Source organism: Desulfurivibrio modestus (assembly GCF_044068625.1).
Classification (GTDB): Bacteria; Desulfobacterota; Desulfobulbia; order Desulfobulbales; family Desulfurivibrionaceae; genus Desulfurivibrio.
This window is the reverse complement of sequence record NZ_JBIPKH010000008.1, coordinates 1-17,369: the sequence shown is the minus strand read 5'-3', so window position 1 is coordinate 17,369 and position 17,369 is coordinate 1. Positions and strand designations below refer to the sequence as shown.

At 61.9% G+C, this 17,369-nt stretch carries 17 protein-coding genes and 1 tRNA gene; 4 read left to right on the top strand and 14 right to left on the bottom strand.

Annotation, left to right across the window (positions count from 1 at the left end; all coding sequences use genetic code 11):
• The first annotated feature begins 73 nt into the window (after nucleotides 1–73).
• The gene (locus ACHHRT_RS06675; RefSeq protein WP_395498975.1) at nucleotides 74–427 is read left to right on the top strand and encodes a TraR/DksA family transcriptional regulator; all 354 of its coding nucleotides are present in this window, start codon (nucleotides 74–76) and stop codon (nucleotides 425–427) included.
• A gap of 40 nt (nucleotides 428–467) precedes the next feature.
• On the opposite strand, the gene ACHHRT_RS06670 is transcribed toward ACHHRT_RS06675, so the two are convergent.
• The 4 genes from ACHHRT_RS06670 to gltX form a co-directional block, all read right to left on the bottom strand.
• Nucleotides 468–543, bottom strand: a tRNA-Ala gene (locus ACHHRT_RS06670).
• A gap of 33 nt (nucleotides 544–576) precedes the next feature.
• Nucleotides 577–1,005, bottom strand: coding sequence for an NUDIX domain-containing protein (locus ACHHRT_RS06665; RefSeq protein WP_395498974.1), 429 nt, complete (start codon nucleotides 1,003–1,005; stop codon nucleotides 577–579).
• A gap of 7 nt (nucleotides 1,006–1,012) precedes the next feature.
• Nucleotides 1,013–2,695, bottom strand: coding sequence for a glutamine--tRNA ligase/YqeY domain fusion protein (locus ACHHRT_RS06660; protein WP_395498973.1), 1,683 nt, complete (start codon nucleotides 2,693–2,695; stop codon nucleotides 1,013–1,015).
• The gene (gene gltX, locus ACHHRT_RS06655) at nucleotides 2,695–4,182 is read right to left on the bottom strand and encodes a glutamate--tRNA ligase (protein WP_395498972.1); all 1,488 of its coding nucleotides are present in this window, start codon (nucleotides 4,180–4,182) and stop codon (nucleotides 2,695–2,697) included. Before gltX ends, ACHHRT_RS06660 begins: the two co-directional genes overlap by 1 nt.
• A 203-nt stretch (nucleotides 4,183–4,385) precedes the next feature.
• Here gltX and ACHHRT_RS06650 point away from each other — a divergent pair, with 203 nt between their 5' ends.
• Nucleotides 4,386–4,724 carry a hypothetical protein gene (locus ACHHRT_RS06650; RefSeq protein ID WP_395498971.1) on the top strand — a complete coding sequence of 113 codons (339 nt, stop codon included), beginning with the start codon at nucleotides 4,386–4,388 and terminating at the stop codon, nucleotides 4,722–4,724.
• A gap of 49 nt (nucleotides 4,725–4,773) precedes the next feature.
• Here ACHHRT_RS06650 and era read toward each other — a convergent pair whose 3' ends face one another.
• Entirely contained in the window at nucleotides 4,774–5,676 is a 903-nt protein-coding gene (gene era / locus ACHHRT_RS06645; RefSeq protein WP_395498970.1) for a GTPase Era, read from the bottom strand.
• Nucleotides 5,677–5,886: 210 nt separating this feature from the next.
• On the opposite strand from era, the gene ACHHRT_RS06640 reads away from it, so the two are divergent.
• Nucleotides 5,887–7,878 carry a ribonuclease catalytic domain-containing protein gene (locus tag ACHHRT_RS06640; RefSeq protein WP_395498969.1) on the top strand — a complete coding sequence of 664 codons (1,992 nt, stop codon included), beginning with the start codon at nucleotides 5,887–5,889 and terminating at the stop codon, nucleotides 7,876–7,878.
• A 19-nt stretch (nucleotides 7,879–7,897) separates the two neighbouring features.
• Here the strand turns inward: ACHHRT_RS06640 and ACHHRT_RS06635 are convergent, their stop codons facing one another.
• From ACHHRT_RS06635 to ychF, 6 genes are all read right to left on the bottom strand, one after another.
• Entirely contained in the window at nucleotides 7,898–8,095 is a 198-nt protein-coding gene (locus tag ACHHRT_RS06635; protein ID WP_395498968.1) for a dual CXXC motif small (seleno)protein, read from the bottom strand.
• Between the two features lie 5 nt (nucleotides 8,096–8,100).
• Entirely contained in the window at nucleotides 8,101–8,655 is a 555-nt protein-coding gene (pyrE, locus tag ACHHRT_RS06630) for an orotate phosphoribosyltransferase (protein WP_395498967.1), read from the bottom strand.
• Between the two features lie 58 nt (nucleotides 8,656–8,713).
• The gene (locus tag ACHHRT_RS06625) at nucleotides 8,714–10,153 is read right to left on the bottom strand and encodes an HD-GYP domain-containing protein (RefSeq protein ID WP_395498966.1); all 1,440 of its coding nucleotides are present in this window, start codon (nucleotides 10,151–10,153) and stop codon (nucleotides 8,714–8,716) included.
• Entirely contained in the window at nucleotides 10,150–10,533 is a 384-nt protein-coding gene (locus ACHHRT_RS06620; RefSeq protein WP_395498965.1) for a response regulator, read from the bottom strand. Before ACHHRT_RS06620 ends, ACHHRT_RS06625 begins: the two co-directional genes overlap by 4 nt.
• Before the next feature lie 99 nt (nucleotides 10,534–10,632).
• Nucleotides 10,633–11,517, bottom strand: a complete 885-nt coding sequence (locus ACHHRT_RS06615; RefSeq protein ID WP_395498964.1) for a DUF4438 domain-containing protein — start codon at nucleotides 11,515–11,517, stop codon at nucleotides 10,633–10,635.
• 23 nt (nucleotides 11,518–11,540) lie between these two features.
• A complete protein-coding gene (gene ychF, locus ACHHRT_RS06610; RefSeq protein ID WP_395498963.1) occupies nucleotides 11,541–12,635 on the bottom strand; it encodes a redox-regulated ATPase YchF in 1,095 nt (364 codons plus the stop codon).
• Between the two features lie 157 nt (nucleotides 12,636–12,792).
• Between ychF and ACHHRT_RS06605 the strand changes: the two genes are divergently transcribed.
• On the top strand, nucleotides 12,793–13,296 hold the full coding sequence (locus tag ACHHRT_RS06605) for a DciA family protein (protein ID WP_395498962.1): 504 nt from the start codon (nucleotides 12,793–12,795) through the stop codon (nucleotides 13,294–13,296).
• Here ACHHRT_RS06605 and ACHHRT_RS06600 read toward each other — a convergent pair whose 3' ends face one another.
• Genes ACHHRT_RS06600 through ACHHRT_RS06590 form a run of 3 tightly spaced genes read right to left on the bottom strand, consistent with a single transcriptional unit; the run spans nucleotide 13,297 to nucleotide 17,235 of the window.
• The gene (locus tag ACHHRT_RS06600) at nucleotides 13,297–14,751 is read right to left on the bottom strand and encodes a methyl-accepting chemotaxis protein (RefSeq protein ID WP_395498961.1); all 1,455 of its coding nucleotides are present in this window, start codon (nucleotides 14,749–14,751) and stop codon (nucleotides 13,297–13,299) included.
• Between the two features lie 49 nt (nucleotides 14,752–14,800).
• Nucleotides 14,801–15,712, bottom strand: coding sequence for a hydrogenase small subunit (locus ACHHRT_RS06595; RefSeq protein WP_395498960.1), 912 nt, complete (start codon nucleotides 15,710–15,712; stop codon nucleotides 14,801–14,803).
• Between the two features lie 11 nt (nucleotides 15,713–15,723).
• Nucleotides 15,724–17,235 carry a nickel-dependent hydrogenase large subunit gene (locus ACHHRT_RS06590; RefSeq protein ID WP_395498959.1) on the bottom strand — a complete coding sequence of 504 codons (1,512 nt, stop codon included), beginning with the start codon at nucleotides 17,233–17,235 and terminating at the stop codon, nucleotides 15,724–15,726.
• Nucleotides 17,236–17,369 lie beyond the last annotated feature (134 nt).

Here is a 17,369-nt window from a genome sequence, read left to right as displayed (position 1 = left end):
AGAGCGGGTTGGTGATCGGGTATAGTGGGGGGCAAGACCAGGCAATACATCTGATGAGCAGAGGAGAAAAAATATGGGTCGGGATCTCGATCTGGAATATTTCAAGCAGCGTCTCGAGGATCGGTTGGCGGTCATTAAGGCCGAACAGGAAGCCGCCCGGGGGGAAAGCGCCCCCCGGGAGCTTGATCAGGAGTGTGTGGGCCGGCTCTCCCGGATGGACGCCATGCAGCAACAGGCGATCTCCCGGGCCGGGGCCCGGCTGGCCGGCCAGGAGCGCCAGCGGATCGAAGCCGCCCTGGGCCGGATCAAACGGGGCGATTACGGCTACTGCATGCAGTGCGACGACGAGATCGCCGAAGGGCGGTTGCGGGTGGACCCCAGCTCCCTGGTCTGCCTCGCCTGCGCCCGGGAGGCGGAGAATTTATAAAAAAAGGCGACTCCGATTGGCGGAGTCGCCCTTGATCTTTTGGTGGAGCTGAGGGGGCTCGAACCCCTGACCTATGCATTGCGAACGCATCGCTCTCCCAGCTGAGCTACAGCCCCTTGTCGGTTTCCCTTAAACCATGCCCGGCCCGGTTAGTCAACTGCCTTGTGGCGGAAATAGTCGGCCAGAATTTTGGCATGATCGAAGGCCAGGGGCGGCAGGTTGTCCGCGGTGAAGATGGCCGCCGCGGCGGCGTCGTCGCCGGCTTGTGGCTCCCCCTGGGCCCTGGCGATAAAGACCGTGCTGATCGTGTGCAGCCGGGTGTCGCGGGCCGGATCGGAGTAGGTGTGGAACTGGCCGATAAGCTCCACCTTAAGCCCGGTTTCTTCCCGGGCCTCGCGGATGGCCGCCGCTTCCAGGCTTTCGCCGTAATCGACAAAGCCGCCGGGCAGGGCCCAGCCCGGCGGCGGATTGCGGCGCTCAATCAGGACAATGCCCGTCCCCGCCTCAATGATGATATCGACGGTGGGCACCGGGTTGCGGCGGCTTTCGATCCGCTCTCCACATCTGGGGCAGCGCATGGTCGCCTCAGCTGCCCTTCACTTTTTCCCAGGTGTCGCGCAGGGTGGCGCTGCGGTTGAAAACCGGCCGGCCGGGCCGCGAATCCTTGGGGTCGAGGCAGAAGTAACCCTGGCGCTCAAACTGGAAATGCTGACCGGTTGTCGCCTCGGCCAAACCTGGTTCCAGACGGCAGTCGGAGAGAACCGTCAGGGAGTCGGGGTTAAGGGAGCTGGTGAGATCGCGGCCCCCCTTTTCCGGGCTCTCCTCGGTGAAGAGCCGGTCATAGAGGCGGACTTCGGCCTCAATCGACCGGGCGGCGTCAACCCAGTGGATGGTGCCCTTTACCTTGCGACCGTCGGGGGCGGAACCGCCCAGGGTTTGGGGATCATAGGTGCAGCGTAGCTCGACAATCTCGCCGCTGGCATCCTTGATCACCTCGTCACATTTGATGAAATAGGCGTAACGCAGCCGGACCTCCCGGCCCGGGGCCAGGCGGAAGAATTTTTTGGCCGGCTCCTCCATGAAATCGTCCCGTTCGATGAAGATCTCCCGGCTGAAAGGGATTTGGCGCTGCCCCAGTTCCGGCTGCTGGGGGTGGTTCTGGGCGGTAAGCTCTTCGCTTTGCCCCTCCGGGTAGTTGCTGATCACCACCTTTAGGGGGTTGAGCACCCCCATCACCCGCAGGGCCCGTTGATTCAGCTCCTCCCGCACGCAGTGCTCCAGCAGGGCCACGTCAACCAGGCTCTCCTTCTTGGCCACCCCGATCCTGTCACAGAAGCCGCGGATCGCCTCGGGGGGATAACCCCGGCGGCGGATTCCCGAGATGGTGGGCATCCGGGGATCGTCCCAGCCCGCCACATGGCCCTCGTTGACCAGTTGCAGCAGTTTGCGCTTGCTGACCACGGTGTAGCCCAGGTTGAGGCGGGCGAATTCGATCTGGCGGGGTTGGGCCGGCACCGGCAGGTTGGCCAGGAACCAGTCGTAAAGGGGGCGGTGGTCGGCGAACTCCAGGGTGCAGAGGGAGTGGGTGACCCCCTCCAGGGCGTCGGAGATGGGATGGGTGAAGTCGTACATGGGGTAGATGCACCACTGGTCGCCGCTGCGATGGTGGCTGGTATGCATGATCCGGTAGAGCACGGGATCGCGCAGGTTGAGGTTGCCCGAGGCCATGTCGATCTTGGCCCTGAGGACCCGGCTGCCGTCGGCAAACTCCCCGGCCCGCATCCGCCGGAAAAGATCGAGGTTTTCCGCCACGCTCCGCTCCCGGTAGGGGCTGTTTTGGCCCGGTTCGGTGAGGGTGCCGCGGGTGGCTCGGATCTGATCGGCGGGCAGATCACAGACGTAGGCCTTACCCTGGCTGATCAACTGTTCGGCATAGTCGTACAGCTGGGCGAAATAGTCGGAGGCGAAATAGAGGTGCTCGCCCCAGTCGAAACCCAGCCAGCGCACATCCTCCTTGATCGACTCCACATACTCCTGCTCCTCTTTGGTCGGATTGGTGTCATCGAAACGGAGATGGCAGCGGGCCGGGGTATTCTCCTTGGCGATTCCGAAGTTGAGGCAGATCGATTTGGCGTGGCCGATATGGAGATAACCGTTGGGCTCCGGCGGAAAGCGGGTGACGATCTGCTCATGTTTACCCCGGGCCAGGTCCTCGGCGATGATCGCCCGGATAAAATCGGCCGGACCTCCAAGCTCTGTTTGACTCATCAGCTTTGTCCCTCGAAATATTTTCCCGCTTCCCGCAGGCGTTGCACCACCTTCTCCCTGTCAAGGTGAGCGAACACCTCGAACATGCTGGGGCCCTTGTTCTGGCCGGTGATCACCGCCCGGGCGGCGTTGATCGGAACTCCCGGTTTGACCCCGTGTTCCTCGGCGAATTCCCGGGCCACCCGCTCCGCCTCGTCATGGGTGATCTCGGGCAGGGCGGCAAAACGTTGGGCCAGTTGGGGCAGCCACTCCTTCATCTGCGGGTGTTTGAGCAGGTTTTTCTGCAGGGCGGTCTCATCCATGGAGAAATCATCGGCGAACCAGGCCCGGCCGAGGGTGGCGAAGTCGGTGAGGGTGTGGAACCGCTCCCGGCTCATCTCCAGGGTTTTGTGAAACCATTCCTGTTTCTCCCCTTCATAGGCGGGATCCCAGAGTCCCTCCTTCTCCAGCACCGGCCTGACCCGTTGGGCCAGTTCCGCCACCGGAATGGTTCGCAGATAGTGGGCGTTGATGTTGATCGCCTTGGGGTCGGTGAAGAATTTGGGGTCATCCTTCCTGTAGTTGAAGATCGAGTTGGCCCGGTTGACCCCCTCAAGGGTAAAGGCTTCGATCAGCTCCTCCTTGGAAAAGATCTCCCGGTCATCACCGGCGGACCAGCCCAGCAGGACCAGGAAGTTGACCAGGGCCCAGGGCAGAAAGCCGTGGTCCCGGTAGAACTGGACCGCCACAATCTCGCCGTGGCTGCGCTTGGAGATTTTGGCCTTTTTCAAGTCCAGGGTCAGCGGCATATGGGCAAAGGTCGGGGGAGTGGTCCCCAGGGCCCGGTAGAGCAGAATCTGGCGGGGGGTATTGACCAGGCCGTCCTGGCCGCGGATCACATGGCTGATCCGGTCGCGGATATCATCCACCACGTTACAGAGCAGGTAGAGGGGCAGACCGTTGGAACGCACGATCACGAAATCTTCAATATCGCGATAGTTGCGCTCGACGCCGCCGTAAACCACGTCGTTGAAGGCCACTCCCCCTTCGCCCTGGGGCACCTTGAAACGAATCACCGCCGGCAGGCCAGCCGCCTCCTTGGCCGCCACCTCTTCCGGGCTCAGCTCGCGGCAGGCGCCGTTGTAACGGTAGTCGGCCTTGGCGGCGGCCGCCGCCTCCCGCCGGGCCTCCAGCTCCTCCTTGGTGCAGAAACATTTGTAGGCATGGCCCGCAGCCAGCAGCTTCTCCGCCGCCGCCACATGTTCGGCGGCAAAGGCGGATTGGAAGTAGGGGCCTTCATCCCAATCCACCCCCAGCCACTCCAGCCCCTCGATAATCCCCTTGATCGATTCCTCGGTGGAGCGTTCGGCGTCGGTATCTTCGATGCGCAGCACCAGCTTGCCCCCGTGTTTGCGGGCGAAAAGCCAGTTGTAGATGGCGGTGCGAGCCCCGCCGATATGCAGATAGCCGGTGGGGCTGGGGGGAAAGCGTACACGTACTTCACTCATGCCGGTAATCTCCTTGAACAGGGAAAATAAGGGGGTGATATTTCCAGCTGTTTATAGTCCTTTTTGCTCAAATATTCAATGAACGACTGCGGTTGAGTCGGGGGAGGGTGGTCATGCTTTTGTTTTGGGGCCGGGATTTGATTTTGTTCTCCGATCGTTGTATGATGTCTAGCACGAGGTAATAATTGTTGGAGGTGCCAGTTATGTTACTCGATGCCAGTAGTGGAGTGGGGCAATCGTTGACCCGGCCCGAGCGTCCGGAGAGCAGCCCGGTTCCCAACGACGCCAACCGGGCCCAGCCCGAGCGGAGCGAAGTCGGGCGGAGCAGTGATATCGGCCCGGCGGTGGTGACCAATTTTTCCGCCGCGGCCATGGAGCTGGCCCGTCCGGTCCGGGAGGCGGAGCAGCAAGCCGATCCGGAACGGAGTGCCGACCGGATGGAACGCGAGGATCGGGGGGTGGCCCAGGCCAACCGCGAGGAGCAGGCCCGCCGGGTGCAACAGGAGCCCCAGCGTTACTCCAGCATCGATCTAACAGTCTAAGTAAGGCCGTCCTGACCTGGGCCGCCGCCCGCCTGGTCGCCGGAGCCGGCTAGAATCCCAGCTCCTGCAAGACCCGCCGGTTGGCGGTCCAGTTTTTCTGCACCTTCACCCATAGTTTAAGCAGCACCTTGACCCCCAGCAGGGCCTCGATCTCCCGCCGGGAGGTCTGGCCGATCCGTTGCAGCATCGAACCCTTGTTGCCGATGATAATCCCCTTCTGGGAATCCTTCTCCACCATGATGGTGGCGTGGATGGTGGTCAGGTTGCGCTCCGGCTCCTCGGAAAAACCTTCGATCACCACCGCCACCGAGTAGGGCAGTTCATCTTTGGTCAGCAGCATGATCTTTTCCCGGATGATCTCACCGCAGATAAAACGTTCACTGGCATCGGTGGGCAGATCATCGGGGAACAGCCTTGGTCCCGTGGGCAACAGGCGGCTGGCCTGGTCGAGAAATATTTCGCAGCCCTCACCGTTCATGGCCGAGACGGGAATGATGGCCTGGAAGGGGTAAACCTCCTGCCAGGCGGAGATCAGCGGCAACAGCCGCTCTTTGCCGATCCGGTCGATCTTGTTGCAAAGCAGCAGGGCCGGTTTGCCGGCCCCCCGCAGCAGTTCCGCCGCCTCCCGCTGATGTTCGCTATCGGGTAAACCAGCGTCGATCATATAGGCCACCGCGTCCACCTCCTTAACCGTATTGCGCGCTATTTTGACCATTTCGCTGTTAAGGGGGGTGCGGGCCCGGTGCAGCCCGGGGGTATCCAGCAGGATCAGCTGGTAGCCGGGGCCGTTGACCACCCCCAGGATCCGGTTACGGGTGGTTTGGGGCTTGGGGGTGACAATGGAAATTTTCTGCCCCAGCAGGCGGTTGAGCAGGGTTGATTTGCCGGCGTTGGGGGGGCCCACCAGGGCCACAAAGCCGCAGGCGATCTCTTGAGCCGGGTCGTTATGCATGGTTGTTGTCTCCGGGTTACGGGATAAAGGTAAGCCGCCATCTTAGCAGCTTTTGGTTATTTTGTCCGTAATCTTGCTCTCTTTCGCCCCTGTTTTAAGTGACTGGGGGGTTAATTTATGGTAGATGGGTACCCTTCGGCCTCCGGGCTATCCGCGGGAGAAAGCCCCCTTTCCCCTTTCCGACCACCTCCACGGACCAGCTGCTATTCCATGACCTCTTCCGGTAATATTGTTGAATATGTTGAACAGGGCAAATTTATTTGCGGAGTGGTGTTGGATGCCACCTCTTCCCGCTTGAAAGTTTTCAACCAGAACGGCCGGGAACTCAACCTGCCCGGGGCCCGGGTGGTCCACAGCTCCAGTTCGCCCACCTTGGCCGGGCTCTCCCGCGACGAGCAGCGCCGCCGCCTCCAGGAGACCGACCAGCGTCGCCGGGAATTGACGGCCCAGGTGGAGACTGAGATGGTCTGGCAGTTGGCCGCCGGCGAAAAAAACCAGCTTTTCAACCCCCTGTTTCTGGCCGAGCTCAATTTCGGCGGCCATGCCGATGATGACCAGGTGGCCGCCTTCCTGCGGGCGGTATTCACCGATCGTCTCTACTTTAAATATAAGGATGGCCGGGTGATGGCCCATCCCGTCGAGGTGGTGGAGCAGTTGCTGGCCCGCCAGGAGAAGGAGCGGCAGCGGGAAGAGCTGCTGGTTGTCGGAGCGGAAAAGCTCAAGAATATTTTTGCCGGGGAGGCCGTGGGCGACTGGCCGGAACTGGAACCTTGCCTGGCCCTGCTCCGGGACTACTACCTTTATGCCAATGAAGCCGAAGAGGGGGAACTGGCCCGGGAGCTGCTCAAACGGTCCGGCCTGACCCGGCCCCACGATGTTTACAGCCTGCTGGTCAAAACCGGGCACTGGCGGCCCGATGAAAATGTGCCTCTGTTGCGGGCCCGGCTGCCGGTGGAGTTTTCCGCCGAGGAGCTGGCCGAGGCCGAGGCCTGCCGGGAGCCCAGCGGCGAGGAGTTGCTGGCGGCGGGCCGGCTGGATCTGCGGGAGTTGTCGGTGCTGACCATTGATGGCGCTTCCACCCGCGATCTCGACGACGCCCTCCATCTCGAGCGCCAGGGGGAGAACTTTCGGGTCGGCATCCATATCGCCGACGTGGCCCATTTCGTCAAGCCCGGCTCGGCCCTTTTCGCCGCGGCCGTGAAACGGGTGACCTCCCTCTACTTCCCCGAGGGCCAGGTGCCGATGCTGCCCCCCCGGCTCTCCGAGGACCTTTGCAGCCTGGTGGCCGGCAAGGTTCGGCCGACCATGAGCTTTCTGGTGACCCTCACCCCGGCCGGGGATATCGTTGATTCCCGGATCGTGGCCGGGGTGGTGGAGGTAAAGCGCCGGCTGGATTACGATCAGGTGGAGGAGCTGCTGGCCGACGATCCTGACTTACAGGAGCTGCTGGCCTTGAGCCGGGCCCTGCGCCGCCGCCGTCTGGAGGCCGGCGCCCTGTTGCTTCCCATTCCCGATGTTAACATCCGTCTCGACCGACAGGGTAACCCCCGGGTAACGCTGGAGGATGTGGATATCCCGGCCCGGTTGCTGGTTTCGGAGATGATGGTGCTGGCCAATATGGTGGCGGCGGAATATGTGGCCCAGCAGCAGGTCCCCGGCCTCTTCCGGGCCCAGGACGATCCCCATCAGCGGTTGGTGCAGGGGTATGATCAGGATATTTTCACGATCTGGCGCCAACGCAAGCAGCTCAAGCCCGGTCAGCTGCTAACCCGGCCCAAACGTCACAGCGGGGTGGGGGCGGCCAGCTATACCACCATCACCTCGCCGATTCGGCGGCTGCTGGATCTGGTGATGCAGCATCAGGTTTACGCCCTGCGGGCCGGCAAGGGGGCCCGTTTCGCGGAGCCGGACATGCTGGATTTCATCGCCGCCATGGCCACCAGTCAGCCCCGGGTTAATCAGGTGCGGCGGGACCGCCAGCGCTACTGGCTGCTTAAATACCTGGCCGGAAAGGAGGGCAGCCGGGTGGACGCCCTGGTGGTGGCCGGCGGGCCCAGGCGGGTGACGGTGGTGCTTACCGATTGTCTGCTGGAGGCTGATCTGCCCCCGGGTCGGGGTCTCAACATCCAGCCGGGCGAGATTGTTCCGATCAAGATTGCCCGGGTCGATCCCCTGGAGGGGATTCTGCGGGTGGAATGGTAGGTCGGGGCACCGCCCGGTTTCAGTCGTAGATAATGGCGGTCCAGCGGGAGAGGACCTCTTCGGCCCGTTCATCCAGCCGGTCCGCCACCTCATGGATCTGATACTGCCGTTGACAGCTGGTGCAGGCCATGCGCACCCGCCGGCAGGAGCGCAGGATGTCAAGCGGTCCCTCGCAGGCGGGGCAGGTCATGGTGGTGGGGATCGAGGTGCCGAGCATGGGTCTTAATCCGCCAGGAGGGTTTGGCGGTTGAAGATCGCCCGCAATTCGTAACCTTTGGCCGCCAGGGCTTCGGCCCCACCTTCCTGGCGATCGACGATGGTCGCCACCAGGCCCACCTTGTAGCCTTGGGCCTCCACCCGTTCAATCACCTTCAGCAGGGTGCCGCCGGTGGTTACCACATCCTCCACCAGGGCCACCGTGGCCCCTTCGGGCAGGTTGCTCTGTCCCTCCAGATAGGCCTCGGTGCCGTGCTTTTTCGACTCCTTGCGCACAATAAAGGCCGGAATCGGGGCCTTTTCCACAAAACTGACCAGGGAGACCGCGGTGACAATGGGGTCGGCCCCCAGAGTCATGCCGCCCACCGCCTCGATCTTTTTCGGGTTGTCGCGGATCATCTCGAAGAGCAGCTTGCCGCAGAGCCACCCTCCTTCGGCGGAGAGGGTGGTCTGCTTGCCGTCGATGTAGAAGTCGGATTCCTTGCCGGAAGAGAGCTTGAAGGTGCCCTGTCGGTAAGATTTTTCGCGGATAATCTCTTTCAGTCGTTGCCTGTCGTCCATTGAATCTGGTCCTTTTGTTTGGTTTACCGGTGGAAATGTGGGGGCGAATCGTTGTCGGTCAGCGGGCCGGCATCGTGGCCACAATCTCGGCCAGTTCCAGCAGAAACTGCTTGAGGTTATGCAGGGCATCAAAGCGCAGGGTGGTATGGAGTTCCCCCAGCTCGCCGTTGGGTATATTGGCCTGCAGGGCCTGGATCAGGGAGAGGACCGCGTTGCGGTCGAACTGGCTATCCACATCCTGGCAGAGCGTTTTAAGGGCGGTTTCCACCGCCATGGCCTCGCGATATGGCCGTTTGGAGGTCATGGCGTCAAAGACGTCGGCCACCGCGATGATCCGGCCAAAGAGGGAGATCTCCTGCCCCCGTAGCCCCAGGGGATAGCCGCTGCCATCCAGCCGCTCGTGGTGCTGGATGGCCCCCTGGAGAATATGGCCAGCCAGATGGATGGGCTGGAGGATCCGGTCGGTGAACACCGGGTGTTGCTTGATCTGGCCGAACTCATCGCTGGTCAGTTTGCCCGGCTTACCCAGGATCTGTTCGGAAACGCCGATCTTGCCCAGGTCGTGCATGTAGGCGGCGATCTCCAGGTCGCTGATCTCCTTGCTCTCCAGTTTCAGCTGGCGACCGATGGCCACCGCGTACTTGGCCACCCGGAAGGAGTGGCCGTGGGTGTATTCATCCTTGGCGTCGATGGCGGCGGCCAGGGCCTTGACCGTGTTGAGGTAGAGGTCCTGGAGGCTATCGTAGAGGCGCAGAGTCTCGAAGGTTGGCGAGATGATGTTTTCGATGATGCCGACCAGTTTTTTTTCGTAGGAGGAGAACGGGCGCTGATTGGGAAGGCGCAGGAAGATCATCTGGCCCCTGATCTTGTTGTCCTTTTCCCGGATCGGGGAGCAGAGCAGGGAGGAGCCGTCGGCGGCGGCGCAAATCATGGTGTGCTCGCAACCCCCTCGCTCCTTGAGGCATTCGCTCTCCCGGAGTGTGACACTCTCGTCCTGGCCAACAGCGAGGGCCAGGCTGATCTCTTCATCCCAGCGGCCGCGGGTTTTAAGAAAGGCCTGTTCAGCCTTGATCGCCCCGGCGATCTCCCGCAGGGTGATCCGGTAGCACTGCTCCAGCTCTTCCACCCCGATGATCTTAAGGGCCACCCGGCTCAGGAAGCTTAGCTGGCTGGAGAGTTGCAACATCTCCTCGCTGGTCTCCCGCAGTTCAATCTCCCGCAGCAGTTGGCTGTTGAGGGAGGCCAGGCAGTAGTTGATGTGGGGTTCGGCCCGTTCCAGCGCTTCCGGGTTGGGGGCGGCGCAGGAGAGGCCCCCGATATTCTGGGGAAAATTAAAGGGGTAGTAGCGGGCGGCCGCGCCGCCGATCTCCCCCTTTTCGATGATCGGGCGCTGGTCACTGTCCAGGACCGTGATTTTGAGCTGGAGGGTCTCGCTCAGGTAGTGGAGCGAAAGATCAAGGAATTCGCTGTCGAAGAGGTGATCCTGAATGGAACTCATGGCTGGGCCGTGGTAAGGCCTAAGATATGGTCGATGGCCTTGCCCAGCTCCTCCTTGCAGATCGGCTTGTTGAGAAAACCATTGCCGCCGGCCGCCTTGGCCTGGCGGATATTGTCCTCTCCGCCCAGGGCGGTGAAGAAAACCACCGGAATGGCAGCGGTGCGGGCGTCGGCTTTGATCATGCGGGTGGCCTCGATGCCGTCCATCTCCGGCATTTCGATGTCCATGATCACCATGTCGGGGGTGAGTTCGAGGGCCATCTCCCAGCCTTTTCTGCCGTTTTCCGCGACGGCGGGTCGATAGCCCAACTGCTGGACCAGTTGACTGACAATCCGCCGGATCATCGTTGAATCGTCAACTATTAGAATGGTTTTGCTCATCCGCTTAGCACCCCTGAACGCCCCTTTCCAAAACAGCCAATCAGAGAATTATAACCCCACTGGGGGGAATAATGCAAAAAATATAACCCCGGCAGCGGGTTATTTCAGTTTGGGCAGGTGGCGCTCCAGATTGGCCTTGGGGTCGATCACCGGTTCGATCTCCCCGGTGGCCGACGACATTACCACCATGACGCCGGGGCCATGGCCGGCCAGCACGCAGTCCGAGTGGACCACGATCCCGATCACCACCCCGCCGCTGCGATAGATTCTGCCAAAGGTGGCATCGGCGTCGGTGATGGCCACGAAATCCCCCAGGCGCAGGTCAGCCAGACCGTGCTTCTCCACCGTGGGTTGATCGAACAGCTGAATATCGTAATCGCCGCTCTGGCTGTGGGGAGAGCCCAGGCCGGAACCCATGATCGCCGCCGGCACCAGGTGGGTTACCGGCACCTGCAGTCGGCGGTTTTTCAGCGCCTTGAGCGGCAGTTGAGCCAGCAGGTCCGGGTCCAGGTTCATCACCTTGATCGTCGGGAACTCCAGCAGCTTAAGGCCGCAGCCGAAGGCCCGGATCTGGATCTTGTCGCCGATCACCAGCTGCTCCAGCACCTTGGCCGGGAAGTCGAGCAGGACATGCTCGATGCCGCCGTGTTTACCGGTGACCCGCCCCTTTTTGCCCTTGGCATCGCCGGATACCACGGTGGCCAGGTTGCCGGCGCAGGAGAAGAGATTGAGGGCCCGATTGGGGCCGGGCTGGCCCTGGAACTTGGTGAAATTGCTGATCGAGACCCCGGGTTCAACGTGGTCGGCAAAAAGGCCGCAGGCCCTGTCCCCGACCCGCAGGTTGTAGGTGATCCCCCCGACTCCGGGGTAGATGTCGGATTGGCCCTGGGGATCGATCCGGTAGGGATTGATGCCGCCCAGGGGGGAGGTGATCTCGCCGATCACCGACTGACAAACCAGTTGTTCCCGGTTGGTTTTGAGCATTTGATCTCCTCACCATCAACTTGTTAGACATTGAAGCGGAAATTGATACAGTCACCGTCCCGCACCACATACTCCTTGCCTTCCAGGCGCAACAGCCCCTTCTCTTTGGCCTTGGCCTCGCTGCCACAGGCCAGCAGGTCAGCGCAGGAGATTACTTCGGCCCGGATAAAGCCCCGTTCAAAATCGGAATGGATAACTCCGGCGGCCTGGGGAGCCTTGGTCCTCTGGGGAATGGTCCAGGCCCGGGTCTCCTTCTCTCCCACGGTGAAATAGGTGATCAGCCCCAGCAGTTGGTAGCCGGTCCGGATCAGGCGGTTTAGTCCCGGTTCGCTCAAGCCCATGTCGGCCAGGAAGGCCTGGCGCTCTTCAGGATCCAGGCCGCTGAGCTCCTCTTCGATCGCCCCGGAGATCATCACCACCGAGGCCTGCTCGGCGGCGGCGGCCCTGGTCAGCTCCTCGACCCAGGGGTTGCCGGTATTGATCTGCTCCTCGGGGACATTGGCCACATAAAGTACCGGCTTGGCGCTGAGCAGAAACATCTCCCGCAGCAGGGTCTGGCCGCTGTCGTCAAGCTCCAGGGTTCGGGCCGGCAGCCCTTGATCCAGGTGCTTTTCCATGGCATCCAGCACCGCCAACTGCTCCTTGAAGACCTTGTCGCCGGATTTGGCCTGGGAGGCGGTTTTCTGCTGACGGCGGCGCACGGTTTCCAGGTCGGCCAGGATCAGCTCGGTGTTGATGATCTCCCGATCCTGGAGAGGGTCGATCTTGCCGCTGACATGGACGATATTGTCATCGGCGAAACATCGGACCACATGGGCAATGGCATCCACCTGGCGGATATGGCCCAAAAACTGGTTGCCCAGGCCCTCGCCCTGGCTGGCCCCGCTGACCAGGCCGGCGATATCGACAAACTCCATCTGGGCGTTGACCTTGTTTCTGGTCTTGGCCATGGCCGCCAGCTTGTCCAGCCGTTCATCGGGGACCGCCACCATCCCCACATTGGGTTCGATGGTGCAGAAGGGGTAGTTGGCCGATTCGATTCCGGCCGCGGTCAGGGCGTTGAAAATGGTGGATTTGCCGACATTGGGCAGGCCGACGATTCCGCAACGAAATCCCATGCTGATATCCTTGGTGATTAATTAGGGTAGGCTCTTGATGGTATGGCTGCTTTTGCAACCCGGCATGATAATGTTTTCTTGGCAAAGCGGCAAGGCTTGTTTAACTTGCGGGGTGACCGGGGTGAATTGCCCATGACCAGTGGCCGGGGAAGAGAAGATGGGACGAGAGCGGAATATCAGCCGGATTGGTGCCCTGCTGGGGGATCTGGCCGGCGAAAAACGGTGGCGTGAGCGCCTGGATATGCACGCCATTTTCCTCTCCTGGCCGGAAATGGTTGGGGAGGAGTTGGCCGCCGTCGTTCAGCCGGAGGTGATCCGGGAGCGGGTCCTCTGGCTGCGGGTGGTGGACCCGGTTTGGCGTCAGCAGCTGGTGTTTCAGAAAAGCTCCCTGTTGCGGGAGATCAACCGGCGCTTGCGCTCCCGGGAGAAGATCGAAGACCTCCGTTTCCGGCTGGATGGAGCGCTGGCCCAAGAGATGGAAGCGCGGCAGCTGCTGGCTCAGGAGGGTCGGGAGGCGGATCCGGAGCCGCCGCCGGATCCGCAACGGGAAGCGGAGTTTGCCCGGATGATCGAGGTCATCGATGACCCGCAGGCCCGCGCCAATCTGCTGCGGCTCTGGCGCAAGACGCAGGCCGACCGACGGCGTTCACCGCCGGAATGATCAGCCCTGGATGAGCCTGGGGCCCTCTTTGTCCTCCTGCCGTTGTCCCTCCAGTCCTTTGATCAGGTGGATCAGGGTGGTGACGCAATGGCTGAGCTGTTCGGCCTGCTGCTCCATCTCCTGGGCCAATTGCGACTGCTGGTCGGCCTCGGCGGCATTGTGCTGGGTGGCTTCGTCCAGTTCGTGGATCGCCTTGGTGATCTGCTGAATCCCCTGGGTCTGCTCCTTGGAGGCGGAGGCGATTTCGGCCAGGATATCGGCGGTTTTCTTGGCTTTGTCCGCCGCGTTTTTGAAGGCCTCGTCGGTGCTGCCCACCAATTGGGCCCCCCGCTCGATCCGGTCGTTGGTGGTTTCCAGCAGGGCGGTGGTTTGCCGGGCCGCCTCGGCCGCCCGCATCGCCAGATTTCTCACCTCGTCGGCCACCACCGCGAACCCGGCCCCGGCCTCACCGGCCCGGGCCGCCTCCACCGCCGCGTTCAAGGCCAGGAGATTGGTCTGGAAGGCGATTTCGTCGATGGTTTTGATAATTTTGCTGGTCTCTTCGTTGGCGCTGGTGATCTTGCCCATGGCCTCGGTGAGCTGGCCCATGGCCAGGTTGGCCTCGGTCATCACCTGGTTGGCTTCGGTCATCAGATTGTTGGCTGCGTCGGCGCTGTCGGCGTTTTTGTTGGTCATCGAGGAGAGTTCCTCGATGGAGGCGCTGGTCTGCTCCAAGGAGGCCGCCTGCTGGGAGGCGCGGTCGGCCACCGCCAGGCTGGAATCAGACGCCCTGCGGGAGCTGGAGGAAACCTGGCCGGCGCTGGCCGAGAGCTCGTCGATCACGGCAATAACCGGGCGGCTGACCATCCGGTTCAGCACCAGGGCGATGGAGACACTGACCAGGACCAGCAAGGTGATGCAACCAAAAATCAGAAAAAGACCAAGATTACGAACCGTTTCATTGAGCCGGCTCAGGTCGTAGCTCAAGGCCAGGGTGCCGCCGCTCTCCCCCACCCGCCAGTCGATATGGCAGCGGACGCAATCGGGCACCACCGGCTGGGGGCTGTAGAGCCGGACATGATCGCCCCGCTGCTCGGCCACCATGGTCATCGCCTCCAGCTTTTGCATGGTGGCGGGGGACAATCGTTCTTCCGAACGTTCGCCTTTGCTGGATGACATATCCAGTTTGCCGCCGGCGTCATAGAGGGAGGCGTCCAGCACCCCGGCAATCTCGTTCTGCTGGTGGAGCAGTTGCAGGAAGGTCTTCATCTGGCCCCGCTCCAGGGAACCCTTCACCCCCTCTTCGAAAGAGTCGAAGAGGATGTGGACCGAGTCCAGGTAGTTGCCGGTCAGCCGCTGTTTGACGAAGGAGTGGAGAAAGATGGTGCCGCCGACCAGGGCCCCGGCCAAAACCACCAGGACCACGGTTAGAACCCTAGCGATCAGTGAATGTTTGCTGGAGGCGTTGCCTGACATTGCAGATCTCCGTTAAGCGTTGGTCTGGTATTGGTGACGGCCTCTGCCCTCACTTGACTTTGCCTTCGCTGAGGCGGTAGAAAGGCAGCGCTTTGTGGCGGGCGAAACTGGGGGAGGCACAGCCGATGCAGGGGGCGTTGGTGTCGATGCACCAGGTGCGGCCGCCGTTCCACCAGCGGGTGGGGCAGTCGGCAAAGGTGATCGGCCCCAGGCAGCCCAACTTGAACAGACACCCCCTCTCTCCCAGTTTGGCGGCAAAGATCTCCTCCTGGAAATCGTAATAGCGGGGGCACTGTTCATGGAGGCGGCGTTCGAAAAAGAGTTTGGGGGCGCCGTCAACCAGCTCCGGAACCCCGACCTTGACCAGATGGCTGATGGTGTGCCAGACCCAGTCGGGATGGACCGGACAGCCGCGGATGTCGATCACCAGCTTGTCAACGTTGCGGCGGCGGTAAAACTCTCTAAGGCCGATGGCCCCGGTGGGATTGCCTTCCGCGGCGGGAATGCCGCCGTCGCAGGCGCAGGAACCGATGGCCACCGCCGCGGTCATGGTTTTGGCCGCCCGTTCCAGGTAGTCGGCAAACGGTTTGTGGGCGATGATGCAGGCCTCGGGCATCTCCGCCGGAATTGCCCCCTCAATGGCCAGAATGTACTCTCCGGCCCGACCGTCGATGAACGATTCGATCAGCTCCATCGCCATCTTGCCCGATACCGAGGAGAGGTCGGTGTGGAAGACCAATTGGGAATAATCGGTGATCATCGCCAGCGGCGAGGGGGAATCGGCCTGGAGCAGGGAGATGGAGCAACCGGTGCAGGATAGTCCCTGCAGGTAAAGCAGTTTGGGGACGGAGCGGGGATCGACCTCTTGCAGGGCCGCGGCCACCGGTTGGGGAATGCCTTTGGCGCCGAAGGCGGCGGTCAGGGCGGCGGCAAGTTTCAAAAAGTCGCGACGATCAAGCATAAGCACTCCTCTTAGTGGACGGCGCAGGCCAGGCAGGGGTCGAAGGAGCGGACGATCCTTTTCGACTCGATCTGCTCTGCCGGCGTTTGCACTCTGGTGCCGATCAGGGCCGATTCCATGGCGCCCGGGTTACCCTGGTCATCCCGGGGGGAAGCGTTCCAGGTGGTTGGTACCACGCATTCATACTTGGCGATCTTGTAGTTTTCGATCCGGATGTAGTGGAGCAGAGCCCCGCGTGAGGATTCGGTGGCCCCGTAGCCTTCGCCCGAGGAGGGCGGATTGAGTTCGGCCATGGTGGGGGCCCCGGGGGTGAGCCGTTCGCTCTCCGCCAGCAGGAAATCGGCGGTCACCGCCGCCAGGATCGCCCGGCTCAGGTGGCGGCCCAGTACCGAGTTGAGCTGCTCGGCTCTGATGTTGGCCTGGCCGGCGAACTTTTCCACCAAAGCCTTGATGGCCGGGTTGTGGCCCTGGGCGTAATCCACCATGACCCGGGCCGCGGGACCCACCTCCACCATCCGGCCGTCGTAACGGGGGGCCATGATCCAGGAGTAGGCCCCGTTTTTGCCGGGCTGGGGGACGATGGCCGCCTCCCGGACCGTGAGGTTGCTGGGAGAGGAGTATTTGGCGTGGCCCACATCCTGGCGAATTTTACCGAAATCCACCGCCGAAACCCGACCGTCGAACATCACTCCGCCGGCCAGCAGCCGTCGGCTGTCGAGCTCCGGCCCCAAGGGCAGGTGACCGTAGGAGAGGAAGCCCCCCTTGCTGCGGCCGATCTCCCAGTATTCGGGGAAGGCGCCGGCCACCGCCAGCACATCGGGAATGTATTTATGGTGAATAAAGTCACGGACCTCCCGGATCAGCGACTGGTAGGCGACAATCAGGTCGATGCGGGCTTCCTGGGTGCAGCCGCCGGGGAAGATCGCGGTGGCGTGGGGGAATTTGCCGCCGAAGATGGCGGCGGCCTGGTTGGCCTTTTTCTCCATGCTCATCGCTTCGAGATAGTTTTTGATCGCCCCGAAGTTGGCCTCGGGATCGTTGAGATATTTACCCGAAAGGCGGGGCAGAAAGGGCGCGGCGGGGTAGCGCTTGCCGGAGTCGACCTCGGCCTTGACCCAGTCGCGCACCCTGTTCAGCTCGGGGTCCCGGCCGGTGTACTGCAGCACGGCGGTGATATCGACGTAGTCCAGGGCGCAGAGCTGATAAAAGTGGAGCAGATAGTCGTAAAGATGGTTGGCGCCCTGGATCAGGTTGTGGAGAATCCGACCGTTTGGCGGGACGGTAAGTTGATAGGCATTTTCCTGGGCGTAGGATGAAGCGATGGCGTGGGCATAGGGGCAAACCCCACAGATCCGCTGGGTAATCTGCTGGGAGTCCAGGGGGTCGCGGCCGCGGAGGAAAATCTCGAAACCTCGGAACATTTCTCCTTCGCAGCGGGCATCGGTGACCACCCCGTTCTCGACGGTGGTTTGCACGTTGAGATGGCCTTCAATTCTGGTTACCGGCCCGATGTCAATTTTCATCCTTGATCTCCCCCGATCGAGTGCCCGAAAGCGGAGCTGTTTTAATCCAGTCCTGTCGCCAGGTGTTAATCTATTTTGATTTTTGTTGTCTGGAATTAGTTAGCAGTATCTTTATGCCTTATCAAGATTTTTTT

What these genes read in the sequence shown, in the direction of transcription:
- ACHHRT_RS06660 (WP_395498973.1), bottom strand. Translation starts at nt 2,695, where the DNA reads ATGAGTCAAACAGAGCTTGGAGGTCCGGCCGATTTTATCCGGGCGATC.
- ACHHRT_RS06665 (WP_395498974.1), bottom strand. Translation starts at nt 1,005, where the DNA reads ATGCGCTGCCCCAGATGTGGAGAGCGGATCGAAAGCCGCCGCAACCCG.
- ychF (WP_395498963.1), bottom strand. Translation starts at nt 12,635, where the DNA reads ATGGGATTTCGTTGCGGAATCGTCGGCCTGCCCAATGTCGGCAAATCC.
- ACHHRT_RS06615 (WP_395498964.1), bottom strand. Translation starts at nt 11,517, where the DNA reads ATGCTCAAAACCAACCGGGAACAACTGGTTTGTCAGTCGGTGATCGGC.
- ACHHRT_RS06605 (WP_395498962.1), top strand. Translation starts at nt 12,793, where the DNA reads ATGGGACGAGAGCGGAATATCAGCCGGATTGGTGCCCTGCTGGGGGAT.
- gltX (WP_395498972.1), bottom strand. Translation starts at nt 4,182, where the DNA reads ATGAGTGAAGTACGTGTACGCTTTCCCCCCAGCCCCACCGGCTATCTG.
- ACHHRT_RS06595 (WP_395498960.1), bottom strand. Translation starts at nt 15,712, where the DNA reads ATGCTTGATCGTCGCGACTTTTTGAAACTTGCCGCCGCCCTGACCGCC.
- ACHHRT_RS06590 (WP_395498959.1), bottom strand. Translation starts at nt 17,235, where the DNA reads ATGAAAATTGACATCGGGCCGGTAACCAGAATTGAAGGCCATCTCAAC.
- ACHHRT_RS06650 (WP_395498971.1), top strand. Translation starts at nt 4,386, where the DNA reads ATGTTACTCGATGCCAGTAGTGGAGTGGGGCAATCGTTGACCCGGCCC.
- ACHHRT_RS06635 (WP_395498968.1), bottom strand. Translation starts at nt 8,095, where the DNA reads ATGCTCGGCACCTCGATCCCCACCACCATGACCTGCCCCGCCTGCGAG.
- ACHHRT_RS06600 (WP_395498961.1), bottom strand. Translation starts at nt 14,751, where the DNA reads ATGTCAGGCAACGCCTCCAGCAAACATTCACTGATCGCTAGGGTTCTA.
- ACHHRT_RS06640 (WP_395498969.1), top strand. Translation starts at nt 5,887, where the DNA reads ATGACCTCTTCCGGTAATATTGTTGAATATGTTGAACAGGGCAAATTT.
- pyrE (WP_395498967.1), bottom strand. Translation starts at nt 8,655, where the DNA reads ATGGACGACAGGCAACGACTGAAAGAGATTATCCGCGAAAAATCTTAC.
- era (WP_395498970.1), bottom strand. Translation starts at nt 5,676, where the DNA reads ATGCATAACGACCCGGCTCAAGAGATCGCCTGCGGCTTTGTGGCCCTG.
- ACHHRT_RS06675 (WP_395498975.1), top strand. Translation starts at nt 74, where the DNA reads ATGGGTCGGGATCTCGATCTGGAATATTTCAAGCAGCGTCTCGAGGAT.
- ACHHRT_RS06625 (WP_395498966.1), bottom strand. Translation starts at nt 10,153, where the DNA reads ATGAGTTCCATTCAGGATCACCTCTTCGACAGCGAATTCCTTGATCTT.
- ACHHRT_RS06620 (WP_395498965.1), bottom strand. Translation starts at nt 10,533, where the DNA reads ATGAGCAAAACCATTCTAATAGTTGACGATTCAACGATGATCCGGCGG.